19 protein-coding genes are annotated in these 24,819 nt (G+C 59.3%); 7 read left to right on the top strand and 12 right to left on the bottom strand.

Annotated features, from left to right (window positions below; genetic code table 11):
• Positions 1 to 36 precede the first annotated feature (36 nt).
• Together Q5Q88_RS00885 and Q5Q88_RS00880 are read left to right on the top strand one after the other, a co-directional pair.
• Positions 37 to 1,260, top strand: a complete 1,224-nt coding sequence (locus tag Q5Q88_RS00885) for an ATP-binding protein (protein ID WP_294121955.1) — start codon at positions 37 to 39, stop codon at positions 1,258 to 1,260.
• A 404-nt stretch (positions 1,261 to 1,664) separates the two neighbouring features.
• Positions 1,665 to 2,921: an ATP-binding protein gene (locus tag Q5Q88_RS00880; RefSeq protein WP_302741233.1), complete on the top strand. Its 1,257-nt coding sequence runs from the start codon at positions 1,665 to 1,667 to the stop codon at positions 2,919 to 2,921.
• Positions 2,922 to 2,972: 51 nt separating this feature from the next.
• Here the strand turns inward: Q5Q88_RS00880 and Q5Q88_RS00875 are convergent, their stop codons facing one another.
• The 5 genes from Q5Q88_RS00875 to Q5Q88_RS00855 all read right to left on the bottom strand — a co-directional run bounded on the left by Q5Q88_RS00875 (position 2,973) and on the right by Q5Q88_RS00855 (position 10,149).
• Complete coding sequence (locus Q5Q88_RS00875) at positions 2,973 to 5,213, bottom strand: DNA gyrase subunit A (protein ID WP_302741231.1); 2,241 nt, start codon at positions 5,211 to 5,213, stop codon at positions 2,973 to 2,975.
• A 33-nt stretch (positions 5,214 to 5,246) separates the two neighbouring features.
• Positions 5,247 to 7,244, bottom strand: coding sequence for a type IIA DNA topoisomerase subunit B (locus Q5Q88_RS00870; RefSeq protein WP_302741229.1), 1,998 nt, complete (start codon positions 7,242 to 7,244; stop codon positions 5,247 to 5,249).
• Positions 7,245 to 7,815: 571 nt separating this feature from the next.
• Positions 7,816 to 8,745, bottom strand: coding sequence for a DUF4268 domain-containing protein (locus Q5Q88_RS00865; RefSeq protein ID WP_302741227.1), 930 nt, complete (start codon positions 8,743 to 8,745; stop codon positions 7,816 to 7,818).
• A 65-nt stretch (positions 8,746 to 8,810) separates the two neighbouring features.
• Positions 8,811 to 9,128 carry a hypothetical protein gene (locus Q5Q88_RS00860; protein ID WP_302741225.1) on the bottom strand — a complete coding sequence of 106 codons (318 nt, stop codon included), beginning with the start codon at positions 9,126 to 9,128 and terminating at the stop codon, positions 8,811 to 8,813.
• Positions 9,115 to 10,149, bottom strand: a complete 1,035-nt coding sequence (locus Q5Q88_RS00855) for a hypothetical protein (protein WP_302741223.1) — start codon at positions 10,147 to 10,149, stop codon at positions 9,115 to 9,117. Before Q5Q88_RS00855 ends, Q5Q88_RS00860 begins: the two co-directional genes overlap by 14 nt.
• A gap of 307 nt (positions 10,150 to 10,456) precedes the next feature.
• Between Q5Q88_RS00855 and Q5Q88_RS00850 the strand changes: the two genes are divergently transcribed.
• The 3 genes from Q5Q88_RS00850 to Q5Q88_RS00840 all read left to right on the top strand — a co-directional run bounded on the left by Q5Q88_RS00850 (position 10,457) and on the right by Q5Q88_RS00840 (position 14,578).
• Entirely contained in the window at positions 10,457 to 11,722 is a 1,266-nt protein-coding gene (locus Q5Q88_RS00850; RefSeq protein ID WP_302741221.1) for an alcohol dehydrogenase, read from the top strand.
• Positions 11,723 to 12,676 carry a tRNA-dihydrouridine synthase gene (locus tag Q5Q88_RS00845; protein ID WP_302741220.1) on the top strand — a complete coding sequence of 318 codons (954 nt, stop codon included), beginning with the start codon at positions 11,723 to 11,725 and terminating at the stop codon, positions 12,674 to 12,676.
• Positions 12,677 to 12,826: 150 nt separating this feature from the next.
• On the top strand, positions 12,827 to 14,578 hold the full coding sequence (locus Q5Q88_RS00840) for an SEC-C domain-containing protein (protein ID WP_302741219.1): 1,752 nt from the start codon (positions 12,827 to 12,829) through the stop codon (positions 14,576 to 14,578).
• A gap of 642 nt (positions 14,579 to 15,220) precedes the next feature.
• Here the strand turns inward: Q5Q88_RS00840 and Q5Q88_RS00835 are convergent.
• Entirely contained in the window at positions 15,221 to 18,754 is a 3,534-nt protein-coding gene (locus Q5Q88_RS00835; protein WP_302741218.1) for an alpha-L-fucosidase, read from the bottom strand.
• Positions 18,755 to 19,342: 588 nt separating this feature from the next.
• On the opposite strand from Q5Q88_RS00835, the gene Q5Q88_RS00830 reads away from it, so the two are divergent.
• Both Q5Q88_RS00830 and Q5Q88_RS00825 read left to right on the top strand, forming a co-directional pair.
• Positions 19,343 to 19,765 (top strand): DUF2871 domain-containing protein, encoded by a 423-nt coding sequence (locus Q5Q88_RS00830; RefSeq protein ID WP_118654213.1) that lies wholly within the window; start codon positions 19,343 to 19,345, stop codon positions 19,763 to 19,765.
• A gap of 611 nt (positions 19,766 to 20,376) precedes the next feature.
• Positions 20,377 to 20,559 carry a hypothetical protein gene (locus tag Q5Q88_RS00825; protein ID WP_302741217.1) on the top strand — a complete coding sequence of 61 codons (183 nt, stop codon included), beginning with the start codon at positions 20,377 to 20,379 and terminating at the stop codon, positions 20,557 to 20,559.
• A gap of 69 nt (positions 20,560 to 20,628) precedes the next feature.
• Here the strand turns inward: Q5Q88_RS00825 and Q5Q88_RS00820 are convergent, their stop codons facing one another.
• From Q5Q88_RS00820 to Q5Q88_RS00795, 6 genes are all read right to left on the bottom strand, one after another.
• Positions 20,629 to 21,693 carry a GH25 family lysozyme gene (locus Q5Q88_RS00820; RefSeq protein WP_302741216.1) on the bottom strand — a complete coding sequence of 355 codons (1,065 nt, stop codon included), beginning with the start codon at positions 21,691 to 21,693 and terminating at the stop codon, positions 20,629 to 20,631.
• A 1-nt stretch (position 21,694) separates the two neighbouring features.
• Positions 21,695 to 22,339, bottom strand: coding sequence for a C39 family peptidase (locus tag Q5Q88_RS00815; RefSeq protein ID WP_302741215.1), 645 nt, complete (start codon positions 22,337 to 22,339; stop codon positions 21,695 to 21,697).
• On the bottom strand, positions 22,332 to 22,592 hold the full coding sequence (locus Q5Q88_RS00810) for a phage holin (RefSeq protein ID WP_302741214.1): 261 nt from the start codon (positions 22,590 to 22,592) through the stop codon (positions 22,332 to 22,334). The genes Q5Q88_RS00815 and Q5Q88_RS00810 overlap by 8 nt, the downstream gene beginning before the upstream one ends.
• Positions 22,585 to 23,040, bottom strand: a complete 456-nt coding sequence (locus Q5Q88_RS00805) for a hypothetical protein (protein WP_302741213.1) — start codon at positions 23,038 to 23,040, stop codon at positions 22,585 to 22,587. The genes Q5Q88_RS00810 and Q5Q88_RS00805 overlap by 8 nt, the downstream gene beginning before the upstream one ends.
• 3 nt (positions 23,041 to 23,043) lie before the next feature.
• A complete protein-coding gene (locus tag Q5Q88_RS00800) occupies positions 23,044 to 23,490 on the bottom strand; it encodes a carbohydrate-binding protein (protein WP_302741212.1) in 447 nt (148 codons plus the stop codon).
• A 79-nt stretch (positions 23,491 to 23,569) separates the two neighbouring features.
• Positions 23,570 to 24,679, bottom strand: a complete 1,110-nt coding sequence (locus tag Q5Q88_RS00795) for an RNA-directed DNA polymerase (protein WP_302741211.1) — start codon at positions 24,677 to 24,679, stop codon at positions 23,570 to 23,572.
• Between the last annotated feature and the right edge of the window lie 140 nt (positions 24,680 to 24,819).

Here is a 24,819-nt window from a genome sequence, read left to right as displayed (position 1 = left end):
CCTCCTCTGATAAACTAGGCAGAGGAGGCGGTTTACATGAAACTGTACCATCGCGAGCAATATCTGAAAAAGATTCGACCGTTCTACGATGACGATCTAATCAAGGTAATCACAGGTATTCGTCGCTGCGGCAAATCGTGCCTCATGGCAACGATTGCCGAAGAACTAAGAAATCGCGGCGTCGAAGATAAGGACATCATCTACCTCGATCTTGATAAGCGCGGAAACCGCTCGATTAAGACGCCTGAGCAGCTGGAGAAAAAAATCGAGTCGCTTCTGGCTGACAACGACTTCAAATACCTCTTCATCGATGAGGTGCAGAACGTCCGAGACTACGAGGAGGTCGTGAACGCCTACAACTCGGATGGCGGCTTCTCGATATTCATCACAGGCTCCAACTCGTATCTGCTGTCTGGCGAGCTGATGACCAAGCTCACGGGCCGATACGTGGAGTTCGAGATGTTCACCCTGTCCTTTTCCGAGTTCCTCGATATGAAGAGGTTCATGGGCAAGGCGGTCGGTGACGCGCGAATCGAATTTGACGAATATCTACGCTATGGCGGGTTTCCTCGGTCTCTGGAATACGAAGATCCCGAGGCAAAGGCTCGCTACATCGAGGATGTCGTTGGGCAGATCGTCGACAAGGACATCAGGTCTCGCAACAAGATCCGGAACATTGATACGTTCAACCGTGTCATGACCTACGTCATCAACAACTATGGTGCGCCAACGAGCCTCACCAACCTTCATGACTATTTCACTAAGACGGAGCGCATTGCCGTCGAGCGGCGGACGATCGCCTCCTACATCCAGATGCTCGTTGACGCCAAGGTGCTCTACAGATGCGAGAGATTCGACCTTAAGTCCCGCAAATCGTTGCGTGGCGAGGAGAAGTACTACCTTGCGGATCCGGGTATCTATTTTGCGCGCAACATCGATGTCCGGTTGAATTACGGGCCCTCGTTGGAAAACGCCTTGTACATCTATCTCCGCTCGAGGGGATATAAGCTATCCGTAGGCCGCATCGGGAAGCTGGAGTGCGACTTCATCGCCCGCAGGCGCAACGCCTATGCCTACATCCAGGTTTCGATGACAATTGCCGATAGGAACGTGGAAGAGCGTGAGTACAGGCCATTCGGCTACATCAGGGACGGGTATCCGCGATACCTTTTCACGCTTGATCCCCTGCTGCAGGAGAGAGATGGCGTCAGACATCTTAACATGGTGTCGTTTATGAAAGATAATGGCGACCTAATTTGAGCGGCGGCCGGATTTCTTTGCTTCTCGGTACATGAGTGACGTGAATTAAAAGAGGACCATTGATTCACTTGGAATCGGCAGGCCGAGAACTCGTGTTGAAGTTAATGAGCTTTTGACCAGTGGCTCCTGTTACTGAGTGGGAGTAGCGAGAAACAGCACCGTCCAAACCCCTGACCTGCGGAGAGGTCGGGGGTTTTCTTTTCTGGCAACCTCTGGGCAATCTTTGTAGGCGCTGGGCCTGAAAAAGGAGGTAAGAATTCTCGCGCGCTCCCTTCAGTTCGCCAAAAGAAATGAATGGGCCAGGGTCGGTGTAAGTCATAATGCAACGAATGGTGTATCGTTGCATTATAATATGCAACGAAAACAGCTTCGATGCATTATCATTCAGGCGAAGGGGAGAGCCCATGCGAGAAACCAGGACCCTTGAATTCAAAGAATCGGTCACCAAGACGTTCCTCAAGACCGTAAGCGCCTTCGCAAACTACGGCACAGGTCGCATCTTGTTTGGGGTTGACGACTCGGGTGCGACGGTCGGCCTCGCAGATCCGTCGGCGGATGCGCTTCGAATCGAGAACATGATCAACGACTCGCTCGACCCCGTTCCGCGCTACACCCTTAACATCGATGAGGCCAACAAGGCCATCTGCCTAACCGTGAACGAGGGGAAGTCGAAGCCGTACTACTGCAACCGGAGGGCCTACCGAAGGGCGGATTCAGCGACTATCGAGGTTGATAGAATCGAGCTCGGCAGGCTGGTCCTCGCGGGGCAGAACCTCAGTTTTGACGAACTCCGGTCCTCCCGCACCGATTTGTCGTTCTCGCTTTTGGCGGAGCGCTTCATGAGGCATCTCGGGCTGACCGCCTTCGATGACAACTCCCTTCGGACTCTCGGGCTCCTCGGGATAGACGGGGCGTACACCATTGCCGGGGAGATCCTCGCCGATGACAACGGCCTCCCGGGCATTGATGCCGTGAAGTTCGGCTCGGGCATTAGCGAGCTGCTCGACCGCAAGGCCGTCGAGGGCCGCTCGGCTCTCGAGCAATACGACGCGGCACTTGAGATGTACGAGCGTTATCTCGTGTACGAGACGGTTTCGAGCGCTGCCAGGGAAAGGGTGGAGCGCGTCCCGTTCGAGGCGTTTCGAGAGACGGTGGCGAACGCGCTCGTCCATCGCGTATGGGATGTCCCTGCCAACGTCACCGTCTCAATCTACGACGACCGGGTTACCGTTGTTTCGCCGGGCGGCCTCCCCAGCGGCGTGACCGAGGAGGAGTATCTAGGGGGTGGCGTCTCGATCCCGAGGAATCCCGTCGTGGCCAACATATTCTTCCGACTCGATTACATCGAGCAGTTTGGGACAGGCATCGCGCGCATCAACGAGGCGTATGAAGAACTGGCGGTTAAGCCCGCCTTCGACATCCGCGAGAACTCCATCGCGGTGACCTTGCCCTTCGAGGCAGCGCGACCTGAGGGGGTGACCCTTGATGAGCGCAAGCTCATGGACGAAATGAGCCGGAGTATCCTGATGACCCGCGCGGAGATCGGTCTCCGGAGCGGCTTCAGCAAAGACAAGACCACACGCATTCTGAACGCCCTCGCGTCGCGCGGCCTCGTTACGAGGGAGGGCGCTGGCAGGGGGACGCGGTACCGCAGGGTGTAGCGTATTCCCGTGCGCCCGTGCGCCGCAAGCATTTCATGCCCAGCGCCGCCCCTAGTCGAACAAGCTCGGCATGTCGTCTTCCTTCATGAGAGCTCCGGCACAAGGAAGGCTCTGAGCGGTGAACTTCTCCGCGGAGACGCCGGCGCCCAGCACCTCCTCGACCGTGCTCACGGTAGTGATGGCGCGACCCTTCTTGGCGGTGAACGCCTGGACGCCCTGCGTGCTGGTGGTCGTCTTGGTCTTGAGTAGCGAAGTGTTGAAGTTCATCAGACGGTAGTCGCTCGAGACCAGAGCGATGTCGCGATCCTCCTTGAGCACCTGGGCGTACAGCAGCTTGGACCCGCCGTAGATGGCGTTCTTGAGGCGCTTGCGGTTGGTCTTGGTGACGTACCCGGCCAGCGACACGCGCACCGCGCGCCCGTTCTCAAAGACGAACAGCACGTCGGCCTTGTAGTCCTCGGGGTCGATGACCCAGATCACGCTCTCGTCGGGGTCCATCTCGAGGTCCGTGGCCAGATACGACCCCAGCTGCGCGGACTTGGTGTCCTCGAACGCCGCGACCTTGCACTTATACACCTGGCTCTTGTTGGTGAAGACCAGCAGCTCGTGCGTGTTGGCGGACGGGAACTCGATGAAGGGCTCGTCGCCGTCCTTGTACTTGAGCTCCGCGGCCTTCCGTAGAACGCGGTCCGTCATCTTCTTGAGGTAACCCTCGCGCGAGAGCATGATGGTGACCGGGTACTCCTCGACCTCGGGCTCCAGGCTCACCTCGATGACGTCGGACGGCTCGATGCGGCCCGTGCGGCGCGGCATGACGTACTTCTTGTTGACCGCGGCCAGTTCGTCGCGAATGACCTTCTTGATATTCTCCTCGCTCGAGAGGATCTCCTCGAGCGCGGCGATCTCGGCCTCGAGCTTGGCGATGTCCTTGGTGCGGTTGAGGATGTATTCCTCGTTGATGTTGCGCAGCTTGAGCTCGGCGACGAACTCCGCCTGGGTCTCGTCGATGTCGAAGCCGCTCATCAGGTTGGGGACGACCTCGGCCTCGAGTTTGGTACCGCGGATGATGGCGATGGCCTTGTCGATATCGAGCAGGATGGCCTCGAGGCCGTGCAGCAGGTGCAGGCGCTCGGACTTCTTGCCCAAATCGAAGCTCACGCGGCGGCGCGTGGACTGGATGCGCCACGCAACCCACTCATGCAGGATCTGGCGTACGCCCATAACGCGGGGGTAGCCGTCCACCAGGACGTTGAAGTTGCAGGAGAACGAGTCCTGCAGCGTGGTGGTGCGGTAGAGCTTGGCCATGAGCTTCTCGGGGTCCACGCCGCGCTTGAGGTCGATGGCGATGCGCAGGCCGGAGAGGTCGGTCTCGTCGCGGATGTCGGCAATCTCACGCACCTTGCCCTCCTTGGAGAGCTTGACGATACGGTCGATGATCACGTCGGTTTTGGTGGTGTAGGGGATCTCGTAGACCTCGATGATGCGCTCTTCGGGGACCCAGCGCCAGCGCGAGCGGATCTGGAAGCTGCCCAGGCCCGTCTCGATGATGCGCTCCATCTCCTCGCGGCGGTAGATGATCTCGCCGCCGGTGGAGAAATCGGGCATGGGCATGTACTCGAGCAGGTCGCAGCTGGGGTCCTCGAGGAAGTGCATGGTGGCGGTGCACACCTCGTTGAGGTTGAAGCCGCAGATGTCGGATGCCATGGCCACGCCGATGCCCTTGTTGGCCGAGACAAGGATGTTGGGGAACGTGGTGGGCAGCAGGCGCGGCTCCTTCATGGCGCCGTCGTAGCTGTCGACGAAGTCGACCGGGTCCTTGTCGATGTCCTTGAAGATCTCGGCGCAGATGGGGGAGAGCTTGGCCTCGGTGTAACGCGAGGCGGCGTAGGTCAAGTCGCCCGAGTAGTACTTGCCGAAGTTGCCCTTGGACTCCACGAACGGCGCGAGCAGCGCCTCGTTGCCCGTGGCGAGGCGCACCATCGTCTCGTAGATGGCGGCGTCGCCGTGCGGGTTGAGCTTCATGGTCTGGCCCACGATGTTGGCGCTCTTCTGGCGCTCGCCCTTGAGCAAGCCCATCTTGTACATGGTGTACAGCAGCTTGCGGTGCGAGGGCTTGAAGCCGTCGATCTCGGGGAACGCGCGCGAGACGTTGGTGCTCATGGCATACGGCATGTAGTTGGTCTCGAGCGTCTCCGTGATGGGCTGCGCCGTGACCTCCGAGTGCAGGCCGATGACGTTATCGGTGTTGACCTGCTTCTTCTTGCTTGGGGTGTTGGTTTTCTTCTTTGCCACGATGACCTCTTGATGCTTTCTTTGGGGCCGCTCTTACTGCAGGTCCAGCTGGTCGAGATACTCCTTGCCGTGCTCGGCGATATGGCGCTTGCGGCCGGCCTCGTCGTTGCCCAGCAGCAGGTTGAACATGGATTCCATCTTGGCCACGTCCTCGGGTTCCACCTTGATCAGGCGGCGCGTCTCGGGGTTCATGGTGGTGAGCCACATCATGTCAGGATCGTTCTCACCAAGACCCTTGGAGCGGTTGATGGAGCATTTCTGGTCGCCGATCTCGGCCAGGATGGCGTTCTTCTCGAGCTCGGTGTAGGCGAAGTAGGTCTTTTCCTTGCAGTTGATCTCGTAGAGCGGCGACTCGGCGATGTAGACGTAGCCCTCGTCGATGAGCGTGGGCACCAGGCGGTAGAGCATCGTCAGGATGAGCGTGCGGATGTGGTAGCCGTCCACGTCGGCGTCCGTACAGATGATGACCTTGCTCCAGTTGAGGTTGTCCAGGTCAAAGGCGCCCAGGTTCTTGATACGCTTGTCCCTGATCTCTACGCCGCAGCCCAGCACGCGCATGAGGTCCATGATGACGTCGGACTTGAAGATGCGGGGGTAGTCCTCCTTCAGGCAGTTGAGGATCTTGCCGCGGACGGGCATAACGCCCTGGAACTCGGCATCGCGCGAGGTGCGGATGGCGCCCGCCGCCGAGTCGCCCTCCACGATGTAGACCTCGCGGCGGGTCTTGTCCTTGGAGCGGCAATCGATGAACTTCTGCACGCGGTTGGCCATGTCGGTCTTCTGCTGCAGGTTGGTCTTGATGCTCTGACGGGTCTTCTCGGCGTTCTCGCGCGAGCGCTTGTTGATGAGCACCTGCTCCATGATCTTGTTGGCGGCGTCTTTGTTCTCAATCAAGTAGGTTGCCAGGCGCTCCTTGAGGAACGCCGTCATGGCCTGCTGGATGAAGCGGTTATTGATGGCCTTCTTGGTTTGGTTCTCGTACGACGTCTGGGTGGAGAAGCAGTTGGTCACCAGCACCAAGCAGTCCTGGACGTCCTGCCACTTAATGCCGCTCTCGTTTTTGTTGTACTTGCCCTGTTGCTTGATGTAGGCGTCGATCGCGCTGGTAAGCGCGCTGCGGGCAGCTTTCTCGGGCGAGCCGCCGTTCTCCAGCCACGAGGAGTTGTGGTAGTACTCCTGCATCTGGAAGGTGCGCGAGAAGCACAGGCAGGCCGTGATCTTGACGTTGTAGTCGGGCAGGTCCTCGCGGTCGCGGCCGCGGCGTTCCGCCTCGATGAAGAAGGGCTCGGTGAGGTAGTCGGCGCCGACCTTCTCGAGCACGTAGTCCTCAATGCCCTTGGGGTAGCAGAAGTCCTCTTCGATGAACTCGCCGTCGTCGCCCTCGATGCGCAGGCGGAAGGTCACGTTGGCGTTGACCACGGCCTGGCGGCGCATAGTCTCGCGATACCAATCGTGGGGAATGCTGATCGAGGTGAAGACCTCCAGGTCCGGGCGCCACTTGATGGTGGTGCCGGTGCGGTTCTCGTCGCTGGGCTCAATCTCGAGCGCCTTCTTCTTGGCGCCGACGACTTTGCCCTTCTTAAAGTGCAGGGAGTACTTGTTGCCGTCGCGCCAGACGGTAACGTCCATGTACTCGGAAGCGTATTGGGTTGCGCAGGAGCCCAGGCCGTTGGTGCCGAGCGAGAAGTCGTAGTCGCCGCCCTCGTTGTTGCTGTACTTGCCGCCGGCGTAGAGCTCGCAGAAGACGAGCTCCCAGTTGAAGCGCTTCTCGGAGGGGTTCCAATCGAGCGGGCAGCCGCGGCCGTTATCCTCGACCTGGATGGAGCCGTCGCGGAAGGCAGTGAGGGTGATCAGGTTGCCGTAGCCCTGGCGCGCCTCGTCGACTGCATTGGACAGGATCTCGAAGGCGGCGTGCGCGCAGCCGTCGAGCCCGTCCGAGCCGAAGATGACGGCGGGGCGCAGGCGTACGCGCTCCTCGTCCTTGAGCTGACGGATGCTGTCGTTGCCATAGTTTGCGGTGTTCTTTGCCATGCTCGCTCTCTCGGTGGTTTCCTTCTGCGTCTTTGCAGCCATGTAAATGAATACCGTAACATAGCGCGGGTCGTATGCGGTACCGTCCAAGCTAAATCCATCGAACATGTGTTTGTATATTCAGGCACATGTCGTGTGGGCGTGTGCGGAGGCATGGGCGTGCGGCGGATGGAGCGGGATTTGCCCGCGGGCGGGGTGTTCGCGTGGCGAGCAAGGCGGAATGCGCCTGCGGACGGAGCGCTTGCGTGGCGGACGATCCGGAATGCGCCCGCGAAAGCCCTGTTTGTCGTGCGTATCGTGTGGGATTGCGCTCGGTTGAGCAGGAAATTGCCCCCTTGGATTTGATTGGTTGAGGTTTTTCGTACTCGATTTCGAAAACGCCGAGTACGCGGATAAACGCCAATTCTGTGACCTGGTGTTTTATCCACGAAAAGTCGGCGCTACTCGGCAAAACCGAAATCGAGTACGAAAAAGCTCAACGATGCGGGCGAGCGGGAGAATGCGCGGGTCTCGTCATCGGCCTTGTTGTAGAGCTCGACGTAATGACGGACTGGGATGGGGACGCTGACTCTTACAGACCAAGTTCGGCGATAATTTGTTTCATGGCTAGGGCCCATTCGAGCTGCTGTGATATGAACCCTGGCCATGCGCCTTCGTTGCCTTTGATCTTGCATCCGTCCTTGTAGAAGCGAAGTCCCGATGCTTTTTTGGCGTCGAAAGGCGTGGCCGTAAGGCCCAGGCACCTTTCAAATAAAACGGCGTTGCCTATGGCCTTGTGGCCGATTTCCTTATCGTCGGGTACGTAGAACTCTATTCCGGTTCGACCATGCTGAGTGTCTATCAAGAGCGCAATGTGGTAAGCCGAAGTGCCGCATCGAAGCGTGGTCCAGTGGTCTTTAGAGGGCTTTTGCGGATTGAACACTTTGAGGAACTCGGGTGTCGACTTGGCGATTTCGCGGTACTTGGTCCAATACGAGAGCTTGACGCGCTCGGTTTCGGAGAGACCCTCGCTGAGCTTGATGGTCTTTGTCCACTCGTTGGGCTGTTCGACTACGCTGAAGCGCGGTGCCGGCAACGAGTCGCCGATGGACCACAGCTCAATTTCGACCAGGAAAAAGCCAAAACTGCTGTCAGTGTGTTGATTGAGCCATTCAATCGCCTGACGATGTTCATCGCGGGCATGCGCTACCACCCACACGACAATCTCGGCGCCCTTACCTGCAGCGTAGGTAATCACCTTTCCCAGATGATCATGATTGGTGTCCTCGAGCTGGTTTTCGATGATTGCCTTGCGACCGGTTCCGACTTCCTGTGCATAGATATCCACATTGAACGAGCCTACGGATGACTCGGTTTCTATGAGCTCAAATTCAATGCCGACAGCCGAGCTTAGCATGGCGAGGTTTGACTCCTCGGAGAGCCATTTGGTGAAGTCGAGCGCCTCGTGGGGCCACACATCGCGGAGCTCAACTTTCTTCAGTGTGTCCAGGTTGTATTTCATGGGGGCTCGCTTTCGCTCTCGTCTTGCCTGTCTACATCAGTTGCCATATACGGGTGGAGGATGCGTCAGTTCTTTTTGATTTTCGAGGCGAGTTGGAGGACGTCTTCGCCTGCGGTGGCGATAATGCCGACGGCTGTAACGATGGCGCCGCCCGCTGCAGCGCCAACTTTCTTTGTTTTATCGATTCTATCCGCCCTTTTTGCATCGCATCGTGCACAGAGTTTCTTCGAATCGTCGTTGAGGAATGTGTAGCAACCCTTAATCTTGCAGACTGCGGCAAGTTTCGTTCCACATTCGGGGCAGTAGTTTATCGAGCTTTTAAACAGAGTTTTCTTCTTGTGCGCGGCGCATTCGCTGTTCGGGCACCCTTTAGCTGAGTTCATTCGCGGACTCCTTATCGGTTGTTACGGCTTCAAGGTAGAAGGTTTTTTCGGGGGCTGAAAGGGCTTTGCTGAGTGCAGACACATCAAGTTGTAAGGTGGCTCTCGACCGCCAGACGCCTTGCGCGGTGCCGTTATCCGAGGTGTCGAACTCGGCAAGCAGACCTGCGTTCGAGCCGATAGTCTTATTAATGAGGTGGGAGTAGGATTCGAGTGCGGAGGCCATAGCCTTAATCTCGCCTTGTTCGCAATATATTGCGGCGCGGGCAATATAAGCCTGGTGAAGAACGGGGAAGCAACGGTTAATCGAGGCCATCTTTTCATCAATCAGTTGGGTGCGCTTCCCCTTCGATTTTTCGTACTCGCCATTGGCGAGATAGGATACGTTTTCCTGCAATTCAAGATCGAGTTGAGCTGCGGCATCTGATAGCGCACGCAAAGATTGAGCTGTCAGCAGTTTACGTAAGTTTTCGTCAGATATCTCCCTTGCTTCCAGGTAAAGAGCCATGCCACTGTTGAAGAGGCCGATTCGGTCATTTTGCTGCCCTCGCAGCACTTCTTTAACCCTTCCGTCGATTACGGTAATCTGTCCGGAGATTTCGTCTAGTTGTTCTTGCAGGGCCTTCATCTGCATGGCGTTGGCCGCCTGTATGGGGTCGATTCCTTGGGAGAACTCCTCTTTTTTGATTGGTAGCTTCTTGCCGAATTCGCCGCTTGTCTGTTTGATTTGAGCGTAGGTGTTACCCAGTTTGTCAGTTGTTAGCTTTATGTCGCCACGGTCAATGGCCTGAAGCATGTCGTCGGAGGCGTCGACGACAAGGCGAAAACCTTTTTGATTTGCTTGGTGAAGCTGAACTGCCTCGGGTGCTTGCCGCTTTATGGATTTTACGATGTCAGCGACGGCGTTATCTGCCCTATCGCTGTTCTCCCGCACTGCCTCACCCAAAAGCGCTAGGGGAGAGTGATTTGCTGCGGACAAGATTTCCCGTGTTTCTGTTTTAGCCAAAGAATCATCTGAGCCCATGGCCGGCGCCCCTTCCCATAGTTGCTCTCTCAATTATAAGGAGCGAGCTTACGATGGAGAATGGGACGCCTTTATACACTGGCCGTTAGATGCGGGCGAGCGAGAGATGCTGCGGGCCTCGCCGTCGGCTTTGTTGTGGGGCTCGACGTGGTGGTAAACAAGGGAGTCGAGGTCGAGTAAGTGCTCGGTTCGGATTCAGGGCGCCCGCCGCAAGGCTCCGCACCTTTGACCCCATCGTCCCGCGCACTACAATGGTGCTGTGAAAAACACCTGCTCGCAGGCAATATTCGGCGAAAGGGGCACGCTCTTGGAGACAAAGACATTCACCTCGGCAAGCGCTGCGAAGCTCATCAAGCGGCTGGAGAACGAAAAGGACCGCCTTGTTTCCATCGAGCTCAAGAACTCGACGTACGTGCTCGCTCAGGGCGAGGAGTGCGACCCGCCGACTTACGACCACCGCGAGACCGCCGAGCGCATCGACGAGCTTATGCAACGCGAGCATTCGAAGGGATGTCTCATGAAAGCCCTGGTACACGACGGCAGCGGACATATCGCGCTCGAGGATCGCCCCGAGCCGCAGCTGCAATCCCCAACCGACGCAATTGTCCGCGTCACGCGCTCGACCATCTGCACGAGCGACCTGCACATCATTCACGGCGCCGTGCCGCGCGCCATGCCCAATACAGTGCTCGGCCACGAGTTCGTGGGCGTTGTCGAGCAGGTGGGGGAGGGCGTGCGCGCCCTCAAGCCCGGTGACCGCGTGGCCGTGAGCTGCGAGACCTTCTGCGGCGAGTGCTTCTACTGCGAGCGCGGCTGGGTCAACAACTGCGTGGAAGGCGGTTGGGAGCTCGGTTGCTGCGAGGACGGTTGCCAGGCCGAGCTCGTGCGCGTGGCGCATGCGGACCATACGTGCGCGCCCATCCCCGCGGACGTGACCGACGAGGACGCCCTCTTCCTGGGCGACATTGTGGCCACGGGTCACTGGGGTGCAAAGATCGCCGAGATCGAGCCCGGCTTCACGGTCGCCGTGATCGGCGCCGGCCCGGTCGGCCTTACCACCATGATGTGCGCCCGCCTGTTCGACCCCGCCTGCATCGTCGCGATCGACATCGACCCCGCCCGCCTCGCCCTCGCCCGTGAGTGCGGCCTTGCGGACGCCGTGATCGACGCGAGCGACATGGATCTCGCCGCCGTCGAGGCCGCCGTGCGCGAGCTCTCTCACAGCCACGGCGCCGACAGCGTGATCGAGGCCGCCGGCGGTTCCAACACCTTCGAGATGGCCTGGCGCATCGCCCGCCCGCACGGCGTGGTGGTGCTCTCCGCCATGTACGAGGGCGCCCAGACCCTGCCGTTGCACGAGATGTACGGCAAGAACCTCGTCTTCAAGACCGGCGGCGTCGACGCCTGCAACTTGCGCGAGACCATGCGCCTGGTGCAGGAGGGCCGCATCGACACGAGCTGCCTCATTTCCGGCCGCTACCCGCTCAACGACATCGTGGAGGCGTACCGCGCGTTCGAGGCGCACGAGGACGGCTGCCTCAAGCTCGTCATCACGCCTTGGGAGGATAGATAGATGCTGTACTCGCTCGCCCCCATGGAGGGGATCACCGGGCATGCGTTCCGGCGGGTGCACGCCGAGTGCTTCGGCGCGCTCGACCGCTACTACACGCCCTTCCTCCCGCCGCCGCGCGTGGGGTCCCCCTTCGGCGGCAAGAACCTCAAGGAGATCGACCCGGCCAACAACCAGGGCCTGAACGTCGTTCCGCAGCTGCTCACCAAGAACGCCGACGAGTTCGTGTGGGCGGCGCAGTTGCTCGCCGATTTGGGCTACACGGAGGTCAACCTCAACCTCGGGTGCCCGTCCGGCACGGTCGTCTCCAAGGGCAAGGGCTCCGGCTTCCTGCGCGACCCGGAAGCCCTCGAGGCGTTCCTGTGCGATGTGTGCGAGCGCTCGGCCCTGCCCGTCTCGGTCAAGACGCGCCTCGGCCTGGAGGACGACTCCGAGTACGGGCGCATCCTCGAGCTGTATTGCAGCCTGCCGCTCGCGGAGCTCATCGTGCACCCGCGCGTGCAGGCCGATCGCTACCAGGGCAAACCTCGCTGGGAGCCGTATGGCAAAACGCTCGAGCGCGCGCCCTTCCCGGTGGCCTACAACGGCGACATCTTTGGCACGGGGGACATGGATGCGCTCGCGGAAGCGCACCCGCGGACCCGTCATGTGATGCTCGGACGCGGGTTGCTCGCCAATCCGGCCCTCGCGCGCATGCTCGCCGGCGGCCTGGCTGCGAGCGCGGACGAACTCAGACAGTTCCACGACAAGCTGTTCCATGCATACGTCGACGAGATCGGCGGCAACGCGGTCTTCCGCATGAAGGAGTGGTGGTTCTACGCCAAGTGCGCCTTTGCCGACCCCATGGCGGTGCATCGCACGGTGCGGAAGGTCCGGAAGATCAATGAGTATGAGGTTGCGGTTGAAAAGGTGTTCAATACCCAGTCTCTTGCCGCTATTGCCCGGTTCTCGGGGTAGATGCCCACGGCGGTGGCTTCAAACGGGTTGATTCGTTGCAGCGAGGGCGTCGGAGGTGGTAAACGTGCACCATCAAATAGCAAGTCGGACAAAATAATGAACATCCGTTTATTAAAAAGGTCCGCGCGATGTGGCGTCGAAGGGAAGACCATGCGCATGGATGAGGCGCAACAAAGGGAATACTACGGGCTCCTTCGCGAGCTCATGACGTACGCCAACGAACGCTTGGGCGTTGTGCCGGTTTTCGATGTATTCAGTCCAGCTTGGCCCATTGAACCTGAACTTGAGGAAAAATGCCTGCTCGTGTTGCAGGAGCTGTGGCACACGCCCGACGTAATTGATGACTTTGCGCAAGAGGAAGTCTATCGCTTGTCGGCTTCTGAGCTGAATCTGGTCCGGAGCTGGAAAGATGCCCTGTTTGGCATATACATCGTGCTCGAAGTGCAAGACGGTACTGCCTTGCTCGTGGGCGATGGCATCTTGTTCAGGGTGAGTGGCTTTGGGGAGACCCTGGAGCTCGGATTTCCGGTGCTTCCCGTTTGCGTTGAGGGCGCTTTGCTTCCTTTCGGCGATGTCATCGTGATGCAAGAGCCCATGCGCGTGCATGGGCTGCCCCCTCTGTCAAAAGAGGAAGCGAATGCGTACGCTGCGTCTGTGGAATGCCCTCCCATCTCGGATGCGCGGACGTTCAGACTCACCGCGCGCGCCGAGAAGACGCGCGCCCTCCAAAACAAGATCGATTACTTGCTTAATGATGCCGAGCACGAGGACGAGCCCAGCGAGGGCTTCCATCGCGGCGTGCTCTATGGCCTTCCCGAAGAAAAGCGCGCTGAGCTCGTTGAGCAAGAGGCCGTAGCGCTGCTTGAGTCGCTTGAGGGAGAGGGGGTGGCTGATTGCCAAGTAAAACCCCAGGGGCAGGGGGAATCCACGCCTACGCAGGACTGTGGTGAGCTCGAAGCTATCGGATTCCCGTTGGATCAGGCCGTTCGAGTGATTGAATCGTGTACGTACTTGTACGGTGTGATCGAATTGGCAGAGGCGTACCGCCTGTATGCGGAAATGACGCTCACGCCCATCTCGATCGAAGAATTCAGGGGTGTCGCATCAGGCAGGTATTGGAGTCTGTGCCGCACGGGGCTAGTCTTCCGCCATGGTACCGAGTACGTAGCCAATCGCGTGCTGAGCGTTCCCTGCCTCGTGCACGATGCGGTCAAGGAGTGCGGGGACGGGGCGCTTCTCGGTCTTCTCGCCGCTATGGAAGAGGGCGGTGCGACGGTCGATGAGCTCTTTTATGCGTTGCGCGAGCAGCTCGCCGCACGTCCCGCCAACGACACGACGGCGGCTCGCATCCAGGCTGCCTATGATCGTTTTGAGAGCCAAACCAACGAGTATATCGACCAGCTTATCCAGGAGCACCGTGCCACCCCGCGTTGTCCGCTCAGCTCCGATCTGGTCAAAGACGGATGGCTCGATTTTGCCTGTTCGCTGCCGGAGGCCATAGCACTTAGGAATTTCCTCGATGGCATCGTGCCGGATGGGGAGAACGAATATTTCTTCGCCGATCGCATGGTTGAGGACCTGATGACCTCCGTGGTTGCCACGGGCTCGCTCGGATCTGCCATGCGCGCGTTGAAGCTCTATGGATATCCGCACGAAGCGCCTTCCACGGTGAAGCTCATTCGCCTCGTCATCAATTTCTACCAGGCGCTGCCCTCGTGGGATGATAACGGCTGGTCAAGACGAGAGCACATGGAGCGCCTGACGGGTCGCAAGGTGTTTTACGCGCCGGACGGAAGCGAGATCCGCGTGAGCGACGCAGACCCGTGCCCATGTGGCTCGGGCAAGGCGTATGGGGAGTGTTGCGGAAAGCGGCGCCGACGCATCATCTGCACGCCGCGATAGCGTAAGTGAACGAACGTGTAGAGCGTTCATTGCGGATGGGGCTGCGGACATTTTCTTAGACAATCCTACACCGCGTAGCCCAGCGCAAGGCGGTCTCGTCGGGCGTCCTCCAGCCAAGTGCCCGCGAGATGCGCCCGGAGCGGAACCAGCGCATCCGGGCGTCGAGCTCGGACATGAATTCCCCCAGGCCGACGCCGCCCTGAGCAGCAGCTTCTCTATCTGGTCGGGAGTCATCTCGGCGAGCGGGCCCGTCTCGGGCGGCTCGTACGGCCCCTTGATCTCGATCTTCCCCACTCGGGCTCCCCTCGGGTCGTGCGGGCGTCGCCGCCCCCGATTCTACCCGAGTCCCAGGGCCTGCCGGTGTAGCTGTGCGGCAGCATCCCCGCGTCCCAGCTTCTGGCGGCCCCTCCCCCGACGCCGACGAACGCCGCGGCCTCGGCGACGGACATGCCATCCTCTCGCGCGAGCAGGAACAGCCCGACCTCCTCTTTGGTGTGCATGCGAACCTCCAGACCGGACACCGTCAAGGTGTCCAACTTTTCGTCCACAGTCCCTTTTGACCACAACCGCCAAAACGAAAAGAAAAAGGTGGAAGACGGCGTGCGTCTTCCACCTTTGCATCCCTGCGAGTGTGCAGACAGACTAGCGGCGCTTCTTTCTTAGGGCCGTTGCGGCGCCAATGAGCGCGGAGGCGCTCAGGGCGACGGGCGCGGCGATAGCGGCGATGTCACCAGTCTGGGGGAGCGGGCCGTTCGTGCCTGCGGGCTTCTTGTTCGGCTTGTTGCCGGTCTCGGGCTTGGGGTCGGGCTGCGGCTGCGGCTCGGGTTCCGGCTGCGGGTCGGGCTGCGGCTGCGGGTCGGGTTCTGGCTGCGGGTCGGGCCGCGGCTGCGGGTCGGGTTCCGGCTCAGGCTCGGGGGAAGGCGCGGGGATCTTCTCGAAGACGGCCTCGACAACGGCATCGCCGCTCTCGGTGTCGACTTCGGTGACCTCGACGGACGTCGTGGAGGTGGGGCCTGCAACATCGACCGGCGTCCCGTTCTTGGTGACGGATGCGATGCGGTAGCCCTCGTCGGGGGTCACGGTGAAGGTCGTCTTGCCGTCCTTGAGGGCGACAAATCCCTCGGGCGTCACGGTGCCGCCCACGCCGGCGCGGCCCACGGCGCCAAAGCTGGTGAGGCTGTCCGCGGCGAGGGTGATGTCAAGCTTGTCCAGGCGTGGGGACTTTTCCTTGGGCCCCTTGAACACGAGCTGGGAGGTGCCGGGTTTGTTCACCGTGAAGGTAAAGTCGACGGTCTGATATGCATCGGCATTGGTGTGCCCGGCCGCATGCTCACCCTTCGCGATGATGGGGTCATCGGCGTCGGCGTCGGTCCACACGACCTTGTTGTTGCTGGAGCCGCTCATGTAGCGCAGCTTGACGTTGTAGGTGCCTGCGCGCTCGACGGTGAACGGAATGGCGATCGTGTCGTTCTCGCCCACGGAGTCGACGAGCTTGCCCAGGCTCGCGCCGTCGCGATCCTTGATCGCCATGGGCCAGTTGTTGTCACCCGTGGTGTCGTTATGCAGCACGCCGAGCTCGAACTCGATGGTCGAGGTGGTGCCAACGATGCTCGGGAACGCGAATGGCTCATCCTCGGAGTAGGCCTTGCGGATCTCGAGACCCGACTGTGCAGCCTGGAGGACCTTCATGGCCTCGAAGATGGCATCGGCGGAAGGATTGTCCTTGGCTACCACGGCGTGTGCGGTGACAAGCGCCTTGTCGAGGACTCGGACGCTCTCGGCCGTGTACTGTCCGGCGTTGGCCGCCGCCTCGGCGTTCTGGATGGCCTCCTTGAGCTTCTCAAGGGTGTAGTTGGACTCGCGGTCGATGATGGTCACCGTCACGTCGTCGTTGGAGCCGATCACGAGGCCCTCGGGGGAGACCGGAGCCATGGTCACGTAGAACTGGCCGTTGCCGATGGTGCTGGAGCTCACGACGCGCTTGGTGCGGACCTGGACGGTCTTGTGTGTCTCGCCCTCGTTGAAGACTACGTGTTTGGAATCGGTGTCGAAGTCGCCCTGAACGGCGGAGCCGGGCTCAAAGTTCACGACCACCTCGGCGCTGCCGGTGGAGCCGCCGCTGCGCGTGACGCCGAGCTCGTAAACGGAATTCTCGTCCATGGTGATCTCGGTCACGTCGAAGTCGATCATGCCCGCGCCGTTGTTGTTCAGGTAGGCGGCGGCGTCGATGCCAACGGCTCCCTTGTCACCGCCCACGACCTCGATTTTGACGGTGTGGGTGCCCGCCTCGAGGGTGTCGGAGGTGAAGAGCGGGACGCTCGTGGCGCGCTTGCTGGCACGGGTGTTGATCTCGATCGGCTCTTTGCCGTCGATCGTGATCTTGGCGTGGCCATGGTTGGGGTCGACCGTGCCCATGAGCATGAACTTGGTGCCATCGAACTGGAAGGTCGCGGTTGCGCCGGCCTGGCCGGTCCACATGCTGGTGCCGTCGATGAAGCTGGCGTTTTTCTCCTGGTTCCACCCGCTGCTGGTCTGCATCTTGGCGTTGTCGAGGATTTCCATGCCCTCGGGGACGGGCATGGGCTTCTCGAAGGCTTTGGTGGTCTTGAAGACGCCGACCTCGGAGATCTGGGCGACCTTGCCGTCAAGGGTGCTGAGGTCGATCTTGATGGCGCTGGCGGTCACGTTCGAGCCGCGCACGAGGCGCTTGGCGCCCACGGTGCCGCCCTTGCCGTACTCCACCCACTGGCCGCCGGCGTCGCGGTACGAGACGGCGAAGTTCTTGATGTGCTGGCCGTTCTGGATGGCCTCCTCAAAGGAGACCACGTTGAAGGTGCGCTCCTCGGGAAACTCGATGAGGAGCGACTGGGTGCCCGTGGCGTCCTTGGCGCTCCAGTAGGTCTCGTCCTTGCCGTCGAGCACCTTGCCGGGGCCGTACGCGGGGTCGTTCTCCCAGGCGCTGCTGGCCTTGGCGGTCGCCGCCGTACGCCCCTCGCCCTCGCGCGTGAGGTCCTGGGCGAAGGTCTTCTCAACGTTGTCGCCAAAATCGAGCGTGCGCTGCTTGATCTCGGGGTCGACCGTGCCCGTATCGTTGGGCGGCACGTTGAGCAGCAACGGGGCGCCGTGACCGACCGAGTTGAAGTACATGTTGCTGAGCTCGGTGAGGGTCTTGGGAGTCTTCATGTTGTTGTGCCAGAACCAGCCGGCGGTGATGCGGGCGTCCGCCTCGGGCATGATCCACTTGCCTCCTGTTGGGGAGCCAACGCTGACCTCCGCGCCCACCGTGGGGTCGTTTTGGATGTTCTTGTTCCAGGGGACCTCGGCGGAGCTCGAATCCCAGTTGGGGTTCATCTCGACGCGGTTCCAGGCGGTGTCTCCGGCAAGGCCGTTCTCGTTGCCCACCCAACGGACCTCGGACTGCAGGCCGCACTGGAAGAGGACGCACTCGTCGCCCTCGAGCTCCTTGATGGTTTTGGCAAAGCGCTCGAAGTTGTAGTTCTGTGCGTCGGCGCCGGTGCCCTTTGCGCCGTCCATCCACACCTCGACAAACTTGCCTTTGTTGCCGTACTTGGGATCGCCGAGGATCTCGCGCAACTGCCCGTCGTAGAAGTCGTTGTAGTTGTCGGGCTTTCCGTCCTTGTTGCCGTAGCTCGGCTCATGGATATCCCAGGGGGAGAGGTACAGGCCCATGTCGAGGTCATATGTGGAGCACGCCTTGGAAAGCTCCGCCAGGATGTCGATCCGGCTCGTGGTGCTGCCCATGTCGTAGTCGGTCGACTCGCTGTTCCAGATGCAGAAGCCGTCATGGTGCTTGGCGGTGACGACCAGGCGCTTGAAGCCGGCCTCCTTGATCATCTTGACGTAGCCCTCGGCATCGAAGGTCTCGAGGTTGTTCATATAGGTGACCGCCGAGGGCATCTTGGTGCCGTAGTCGGTGCCCCACTCGACGCCCGAGAAGGTGTTGGGCCCAAAGTGGCAGAACGCCGCGAGCTCCTCCTTGGCGTATTTGTATTGACCCTTGTTGGGGACGATGTCGTCCTTTTGGGGCTGTGCGGTGGCAACGCCGTTGAGGCTCTCATCGGTGATCCATTGATCCGCGAACACCGCCGTGGGCAGTGCGAGCGATGAGCACAAACCGGCCACGATGGCAAACCGCGCGAGGTTTTTACGCTGCATATTCCTCCCATCACGTGCTGCCAGCCGGTGCTGGCAGGTACTGGTGGTGCATCCGGCTACGATCGGTGCAGGATACACTCAATCGGAACAAGTTTGCCTGGGTGCCTAATCCCCCCCCCCTCGTGGAATCGGCAGGCGTATTAATTTGGAACATGAACGGTAGGTTTATGAGTTTCAGACGGCTAAAGGCGGAGCATTGGTATCTGTCCAGGAAGACCAGCGTGCGGGTTTCTACCAGACGAATAGTTGGTGCGATCGATCATCGCTAACCCAAAAGAGGAGCGGACAATCTATCGCTTGCGCGGGCTTAGGAAGGCCGATGCCCTCTGGCTCCTGATCATGAGCGTGCGGGACTGGACGCTCAAGATGCCGCCGACGAGGCGGCCAATGCGGCGGGGGAGGAGCGCGACGTCGCCCTGGATGAGCGCGATGACTCCGCTGAACATCGGCGTAGAGCGTTCATCGAGGGGAGGGGTTAATGGTGCAAAAAATCTAGCAATAGAACGCTTGCGAGGGTACCCTAAGGCCATGGGCAAGATATGAGCCGAGGCGCCAGGAGGCGCAAGGCGTGGGAAAGGAACGTGCCTCATGAAGAAATATGCGAACAGCGCTCTGTTCTATGCGATCCTGGCCATGATCGGCGGCGTGTTCTTCCGCGAGTTCACCAAGTTCTTTTCGTTTGACGGCGCGACCACCCTGGCGTTCGTGCACACGCATTACTTTGCCCTGGGCATGATCATGTTCTTGCTGCTCCTCGTGCTTGAGAAGACCCTGCACATCGCCGACCGCTCCGTGTCCCGTGCGGTGGTTGCCTACCACGTAGGTCTCAACGTTACCGCCCTCATGCTCGTGGCTCGCGGCGTGCCCCAGGTTCTGGGTATCGATCTTTCCCGCGGCATGGACGCGGCGATCTCCGGCATCGCCGGGTTGGGCCATATCGTTTTGGGTGTGAGCATTGTACTCATCCTGCTGGGCGTCAAACGCGCCGTGGCCCGCGCCGAGAAGAGATGATGGCAAGCCAAGGAAAAACCTCCGGCGACTTATGTCCGCCGAGCGGCATCGCGGCTGGTGGATGGTGGCGAAGATAGCAAAAAGGCGAACTGTCAACCGTGGTTGACAGTTCGCGTAATTCTCTTATGGTGGAGCTGATGAGAGAAACGGCGAACTCCCGTGAGTTCTCTGAACGAGACAATCATGCAATACAGCTCGACACCTGCATTGTTCAGGCAACTAACAGTTGGTTCGTGATTGTCGGATTGCTGGAAAACAATAGCCAACATTTCTCAAAATAGAACTTGCGTATATATAAGGTATACCCTATAATAATAAATGTCAGAAGGGAGGTGATTCAGTTGGAAGACAGAGTTTGGGACGTGTTTCTTGTGGTCCTCGGCGTGGTGCTCGCAAAGGTTACCGATGAAACAGTTGAGCGTCTAAAGAAAAAGACCCCTCGCAAGCCCGGAAAGCACGCAAAGAGGTCTTAGCACAAGGGGCATCGCTTAGGCGGTGCCCCGCCGCTCACGATTTTATCGCAGGAGGTGCGCAATGGAAACACTGGTTATATCGTTCATCGTGTCATTCATCGCGTTCAGGATTTGGCGCAGTAATCGCAAGGGAGAGTAATGCAGACGGAAGCGCAGCGTCGTGCGACCAGCAATTATCGCAAGAAGGTCAAGCAGCTGACCATCCGGTTTTATCCGAACAGCGACGCCGATGAAGAGATGTATGAGTGGCTGAAGTCGCAAGACAACACAACGGACTATATCAAGAAGCTCATTTCGGCAGATATGCAAAACATCAGATAGACGGCTTGCCAGAGTGTCATTTAACGGAAGAAAGCGGGGCACCCCTTACCAGGGTGCCCCGCTTTGAGGTTAATAGAACAGCTTTTGACCGGGATAAATCGTGTAAGGAGAGGCGATGCCATTCTTGCTCGCAATGGCCTGCCACTTGACGCCGACCTTTGCGCCGATGCCGCTCAACGTGTCACCGCTCTTGACGATGTAGACAGACTCCGCGCAGATTCCGGCGCGTTTGTTGACGATTGCCTGGACACTCTTCGCCTTGCCGCCGAGAACTTCGGCGCGAATCGGGTTGACGCCGAACATGCCTCGCTCAACATCGTCGGCAAGCTGCTCGCAGCTTGTTCGGTCGACGTAGTTGATGAGGTCCTGCACCTCATCGTAGCGGGTGCCGAGTTTAGCCTTGCGCTCATCATCCGCACCGAACTCACCGCGCATGACTCGGGCAGCGATTTCGAGAGCGGTCCCCTCGATCGTCTGGACAGTTGTGTCGGGCGTATCGACCTCCGGCTTGACTGCCTTGGACGGGTTGCAGAATTTGTCCCATGCGGCGCGCGTCATATGCGCGATGTCGAGATCGAGCGGGCCGTCATAGCCGCCCGGACGGCCGTTAGACGTGTATTGATGCAATGCGCACGTGCTCCACGCGCCGAAGCCGCCTGATGGCAACCAAGGCGAATCTTGGTATCCGGTTCGCTCGGTGTTCGCATATTGCGCAACCCAGAGGGCGTGATTGGGGGCGATCGCGCTCCAATCTTCCTCGGTGCAGACCGATCGAGACATATATACGGCGCAGCGCACACCCGTAAGCTCGAAAACTCGGTCGAGAAACAGCTTCGCCTTGTCCGTTCCGATTCGACCGTACATCTCATAGTCGAGCGCTGGGAATCCCTCAGTGAAATAGTTTTTGCAGTTGGCTACGAAATAGTTTGCCTGAGCAACCGGGTCAGACGCGTTCAAGAAATGGTAGAAACCCCATTTCTTCCCCAGCTTCTTTGCGGTCTGGATGAATCCGTCGCACGTGTCATGCACGATGCTCGTTCCTTCCGTGGCCTTGCATATAACGAAGTCACAAGGAACTTTTGTAAGATCAAGACCGCGCTGGTAATCTGAAATGTCGATGCCGTTTAACGCCATGTTAAGACCTCCAAACAGAAATGAAATAACCCCAATCAACGCACGTCATCTGCTCCAAGCTGAGCGTGACGGCGTATGGGCTGCAAGGGTCGTGGACAATTACGTTCTCTTCGTCAAATCCCGTCAGCAAGACGATGTGCCCGCCATAACTTCGCCCGCCATCTTCAAGCCGCCCCTGCATCTCAGCGAAGATAAGTGATCCACCTTCAAGATCATCAAGGGCGCGTTCCATGTCCTCGTAAATGACCGAGCTTGCGATGTCGGCATCCTGCTCATGCATCCATGAGCAGAACCCAGGCATGTAGTTCTGACCCTCTTGAACGAAATCATTGCCGACAGCGTTCAGCATCTCGACTGGCGTCCAATCATCGCCGCTAAAATAACTCCACGCCATCGCGGCGCACGTCAGCCCGCACCCCGACACAGAAAGCGTCTCATCGGCATAAGGAAGCCCGCCCCATCGCTCATCGGTCTGCAAGTAGATCGGAACGCTTGGGGCGGGCGAGTCCTCCATTACGGCATTCTGAACGATTTGGATCGGTTCTTCTGCCGGTTTCTGAGGTGCCGTGAAAATCATTGCCGCACAGATGGACATGCCGGAGATTGCGCCAACGAGGAATGCTGCCAGATTGACCAGCCTAATCATCTGTATGGGGCTTTTCGTAAGCCATGGCGCGCTTGGAGTCCCCGACTCCTGCGGTGGTTGGGTCAACGACTACACCCAGAATCGCGAGCACGGCGAACAGCGCGTTGACGATGGCTGCGAGCTGTTCGTTAAGAATGCCGAAATCCCACTGGTATCCGAACGGAGCCGCGCACACCTGAACAAGCAGGAGCACAGCCGGGATGAGCGTCAGCCAAAACGTCTTGTTCTTGATTCGAGTCGTAATGTTAATCATTGCAGTTCTCCTTGTCATAAATCAGGTCAACGCGGTCGTAGATGTGATCGACCTTGCTCGCCATGTCGTGCGAGTGGGCGCGAGACTCCTTTATCTCGCTATGAAGGGCGTCGTTCGATGCCCTAAGAGACTCGACGGATGCCTGAAGGCTCTCTGAAATGTTGTTGCTGCGCTCCATCTGAGCGGCGATCCTTCCCTCCATCACGGAGCGCTCTCTATCGCGTTTGGCGCGTTCGTTCAGCTCTTCGCGCTTGCGCGCCTCGCGCTGCGACTCCAAGTCTGCCTGCCTCTCGTCTCGCTTGGCCTCAAGCTCTGCCTTGCGCTCGTTGTTGCGCCTGAACTCGTCTAACAGGAGCTTTGCGAAGATTCCAAGACCGACTATAACGACTGTTGAGAGAAACCATTCCGGACCGAATGCCGCAGCGTGCGTGACGATGCTTTCGCCCATCTCTTATCCCTCCGCGACCTCGCGCCAAACGGTCTCGGTGCCGACTGCTCCCGGCTCCCAAACATTGTTGGCGACAATAGACTCCCAGACCTTGTCCTTGTGCTTTACGCGAGCGCTGAGCGGATACGGGTTGGTCGATTCCGGCTGCTGCCATGCTGGCACCTCTGAGCTGGGGGTGTCTGCGTTACCGGCTTCAAGAACCTTTGCCCATAGGCTATTGGATGACTTCGGTGCCCAATCGCCCTGTGACACATGATTTTGGAGGCAGACATATAGCACGGAATCTTTCGTAACGCGTTCCCCGCGTGCGTATGCATGGCCATTGCCGTTCCATTCCGGAAACAGCGCCGGGCAATTGCTCGCAACGTCATCTGACAGTGATGGGGCCATGCCATCATAAATCGCGATGATCGCGCGAACCTTAGCCTCCTCTTGTGCGGTCAGTGCCATACTTTCTCCTTTCCCTAGAAAACAAAAGCCCCCGGCGGGTTCATCGCTGGGAGCTTGGTGCCTGTCTATGCGCTCTCCGTCATCCGAAAAGCTCCTTATATAGCGCGTCCATGCGCAGTATTGTGTCGTGCGCATCGAGCCGCTTCATGCCGCCGCGCCACGATTGATAGGATTGGTTTACCTGTTCCTTGGTCATCATGCCGCGACCGACGAGCGCCGCCTGCTTCTTCAGCTTCCTGCGTTGACGCGTGATGGAGCTTCGGCATGGCCTCACGACTACCTTGCCGCCGTCGCCGAAATAAAACCTCTTCTTGAGGAAGACGAATCCGCGAGACAGTTTAACGATCCTCGTCTTCTTCCGGTTGATGACAATCCCGAGTTCGTCGCATAGCGATTCGATTCTTTCGAGCGCGTCATGCAGAACGTTTTTCTCAAGCGCGATGCAATAGCTGTCATCCATATAGCGGCCACTTGCGAGGATTCCGGGCGTGGACAGCATGAGGTGGTCGATTGGTGACGGCAGTGCTACGGCGAGCACTTGGTTTGGCTCGCTGCCGAGACCAAGGCCGCGAGTCCCGTGCGCGTCAATCTGGTCGAATACGACCGATTTAACCCGATCGTCGTCAAGTGCCCGGTCGATAAGACGCTTGCAAGCTCCGTGGTCGATGTTGCCGAAGTAGTTCGCGAAGTCGACCTGAAGGATGTACCCGCGCTCACCGTGCCTCTTGTGATGGTTTACGAGTTGGCGCTTTAATCGCCTGACGGCATATTCAGTGCCGCGCCCCTTTATGTTCGCGGCGCACCCTTCGGTCAGCGTAGGCCATATCGCCGGTGCTAACGCGTGCCTGCTGATAGATTTCTGTATGACTCGCTCTGAGAAATGGACAGAGCATATGTGCCTGAGCTTTCCGCGCTCGAATATGTCGAACTCGATGAATCCGCGCTTGAAGTCCTTACCGGATATGAGGTCTTTTCGTGCGCGCATGATGTTCGGCATGACCCTCAGCATGTACCTCTGGACGCTCGATTTCCAACTAACGCCACGTGAGGCGTCGACCGCCGACTGGTATAGGTTGTCGAGATCTGCGATGGATTCGAGCGTGCACCCCTCTATCCGCTCCGAGCGATTTGCGGCCCTTTTGTTATCGCGCCGTGCTCGGCGCGCCGCTCGGCGCTCATCGGAGTTCATTGGAGGCACCCCGAACGGCTTCATGCGGCACCCGAAAGCCGCTTGACGGATGACCATGAAACGCGGGCAGGTGCCAAATCCCGCGCCATGCAAGAAGCGAACGGCAACCGTCTCGGGGTGCATATTTACGGGCGCGCGCC

The organism is uncultured Collinsella sp. (assembly GCF_959026545.1).
GTDB lineage: Bacteria > Actinomycetota > Coriobacteriia > Coriobacteriales > Coriobacteriaceae > Collinsella.
The sequence above is the reverse complement of the archived record's forward strand: the minus strand, read 5'-3'. Positions and strand labels throughout refer to the sequence as shown.

Excerpts from the sequence above, each read along its gene's own strand:
- Q5Q88_RS00880 (WP_302741233.1), top strand. The coding sequence starts at position 1,665 with ATGCGAGAAACCAGGACCCTTGAATTCAAAGAATCGGTCACCAAGACG.
- Q5Q88_RS00870 (WP_302741229.1), bottom strand. The coding sequence starts at position 7,244 with ATGGCAAAGAACACCGCAAACTATGGCAACGACAGCATCCGTCAGCTC.
- Q5Q88_RS00800 (WP_302741212.1), bottom strand. The coding sequence starts at position 23,490 with ATGGCACTGACCGCACAAGAGGAGGCTAAGGTTCGCGCGATCATCGCG.
- Q5Q88_RS00825 (WP_302741217.1), top strand. The coding sequence starts at position 20,377 with ATGCAGACGGAAGCGCAGCGTCGTGCGACCAGCAATTATCGCAAGAAG.
- Q5Q88_RS00810 (WP_302741214.1), bottom strand. The coding sequence starts at position 22,592 with ATGATTAACATTACGACTCGAATCAAGAACAAGACGTTTTGGCTGACG.
- Q5Q88_RS00865 (WP_302741227.1), bottom strand. The coding sequence starts at position 8,745 with ATGAAATACAACCTGGACACACTGAAGAAAGTTGAGCTCCGCGATGTG.
- Q5Q88_RS00835 (WP_302741218.1), bottom strand. The coding sequence starts at position 18,754 with ATGCAGCGTAAAAACCTCGCGCGGTTTGCCATCGTGGCCGGTTTGTGC.
- Q5Q88_RS00820 (WP_302741216.1), bottom strand. The coding sequence starts at position 21,693 with ATGGCGTTAAACGGCATCGACATTTCAGATTACCAGCGCGGTCTTGAT.
- Q5Q88_RS00805 (WP_302741213.1), bottom strand. The coding sequence starts at position 23,040 with ATGGGCGAAAGCATCGTCACGCACGCTGCGGCATTCGGTCCGGAATGG.
- Q5Q88_RS00845 (WP_302741220.1), top strand. The coding sequence starts at position 11,723 with ATGCTGTACTCGCTCGCCCCCATGGAGGGGATCACCGGGCATGCGTTC.
- Q5Q88_RS00830 (WP_118654213.1), top strand. The coding sequence starts at position 19,343 with ATGAAGAAATATGCGAACAGCGCTCTGTTCTATGCGATCCTGGCCATG.
- Q5Q88_RS00840 (WP_302741219.1), top strand. The coding sequence starts at position 12,827 with ATGCGCATGGATGAGGCGCAACAAAGGGAATACTACGGGCTCCTTCGC.
- Q5Q88_RS00855 (WP_302741223.1), bottom strand. The coding sequence starts at position 10,149 with ATGGGCTCAGATGATTCTTTGGCTAAAACAGAAACACGGGAAATCTTG.
- Q5Q88_RS00860 (WP_302741225.1), bottom strand. The coding sequence starts at position 9,128 with ATGAACTCAGCTAAAGGGTGCCCGAACAGCGAATGCGCCGCGCACAAG.
- Q5Q88_RS00815 (WP_302741215.1), bottom strand. The coding sequence starts at position 22,339 with ATGATTAGGCTGGTCAATCTGGCAGCATTCCTCGTTGGCGCAATCTCC.
- Q5Q88_RS00885 (WP_294121955.1), top strand. The coding sequence starts at position 37 with ATGAAACTGTACCATCGCGAGCAATATCTGAAAAAGATTCGACCGTTC.
- Q5Q88_RS00795 (WP_302741211.1), bottom strand. The coding sequence starts at position 24,679 with ATGAACTCCGATGAGCGCCGAGCGGCGCGCCGAGCACGGCGCGATAAC.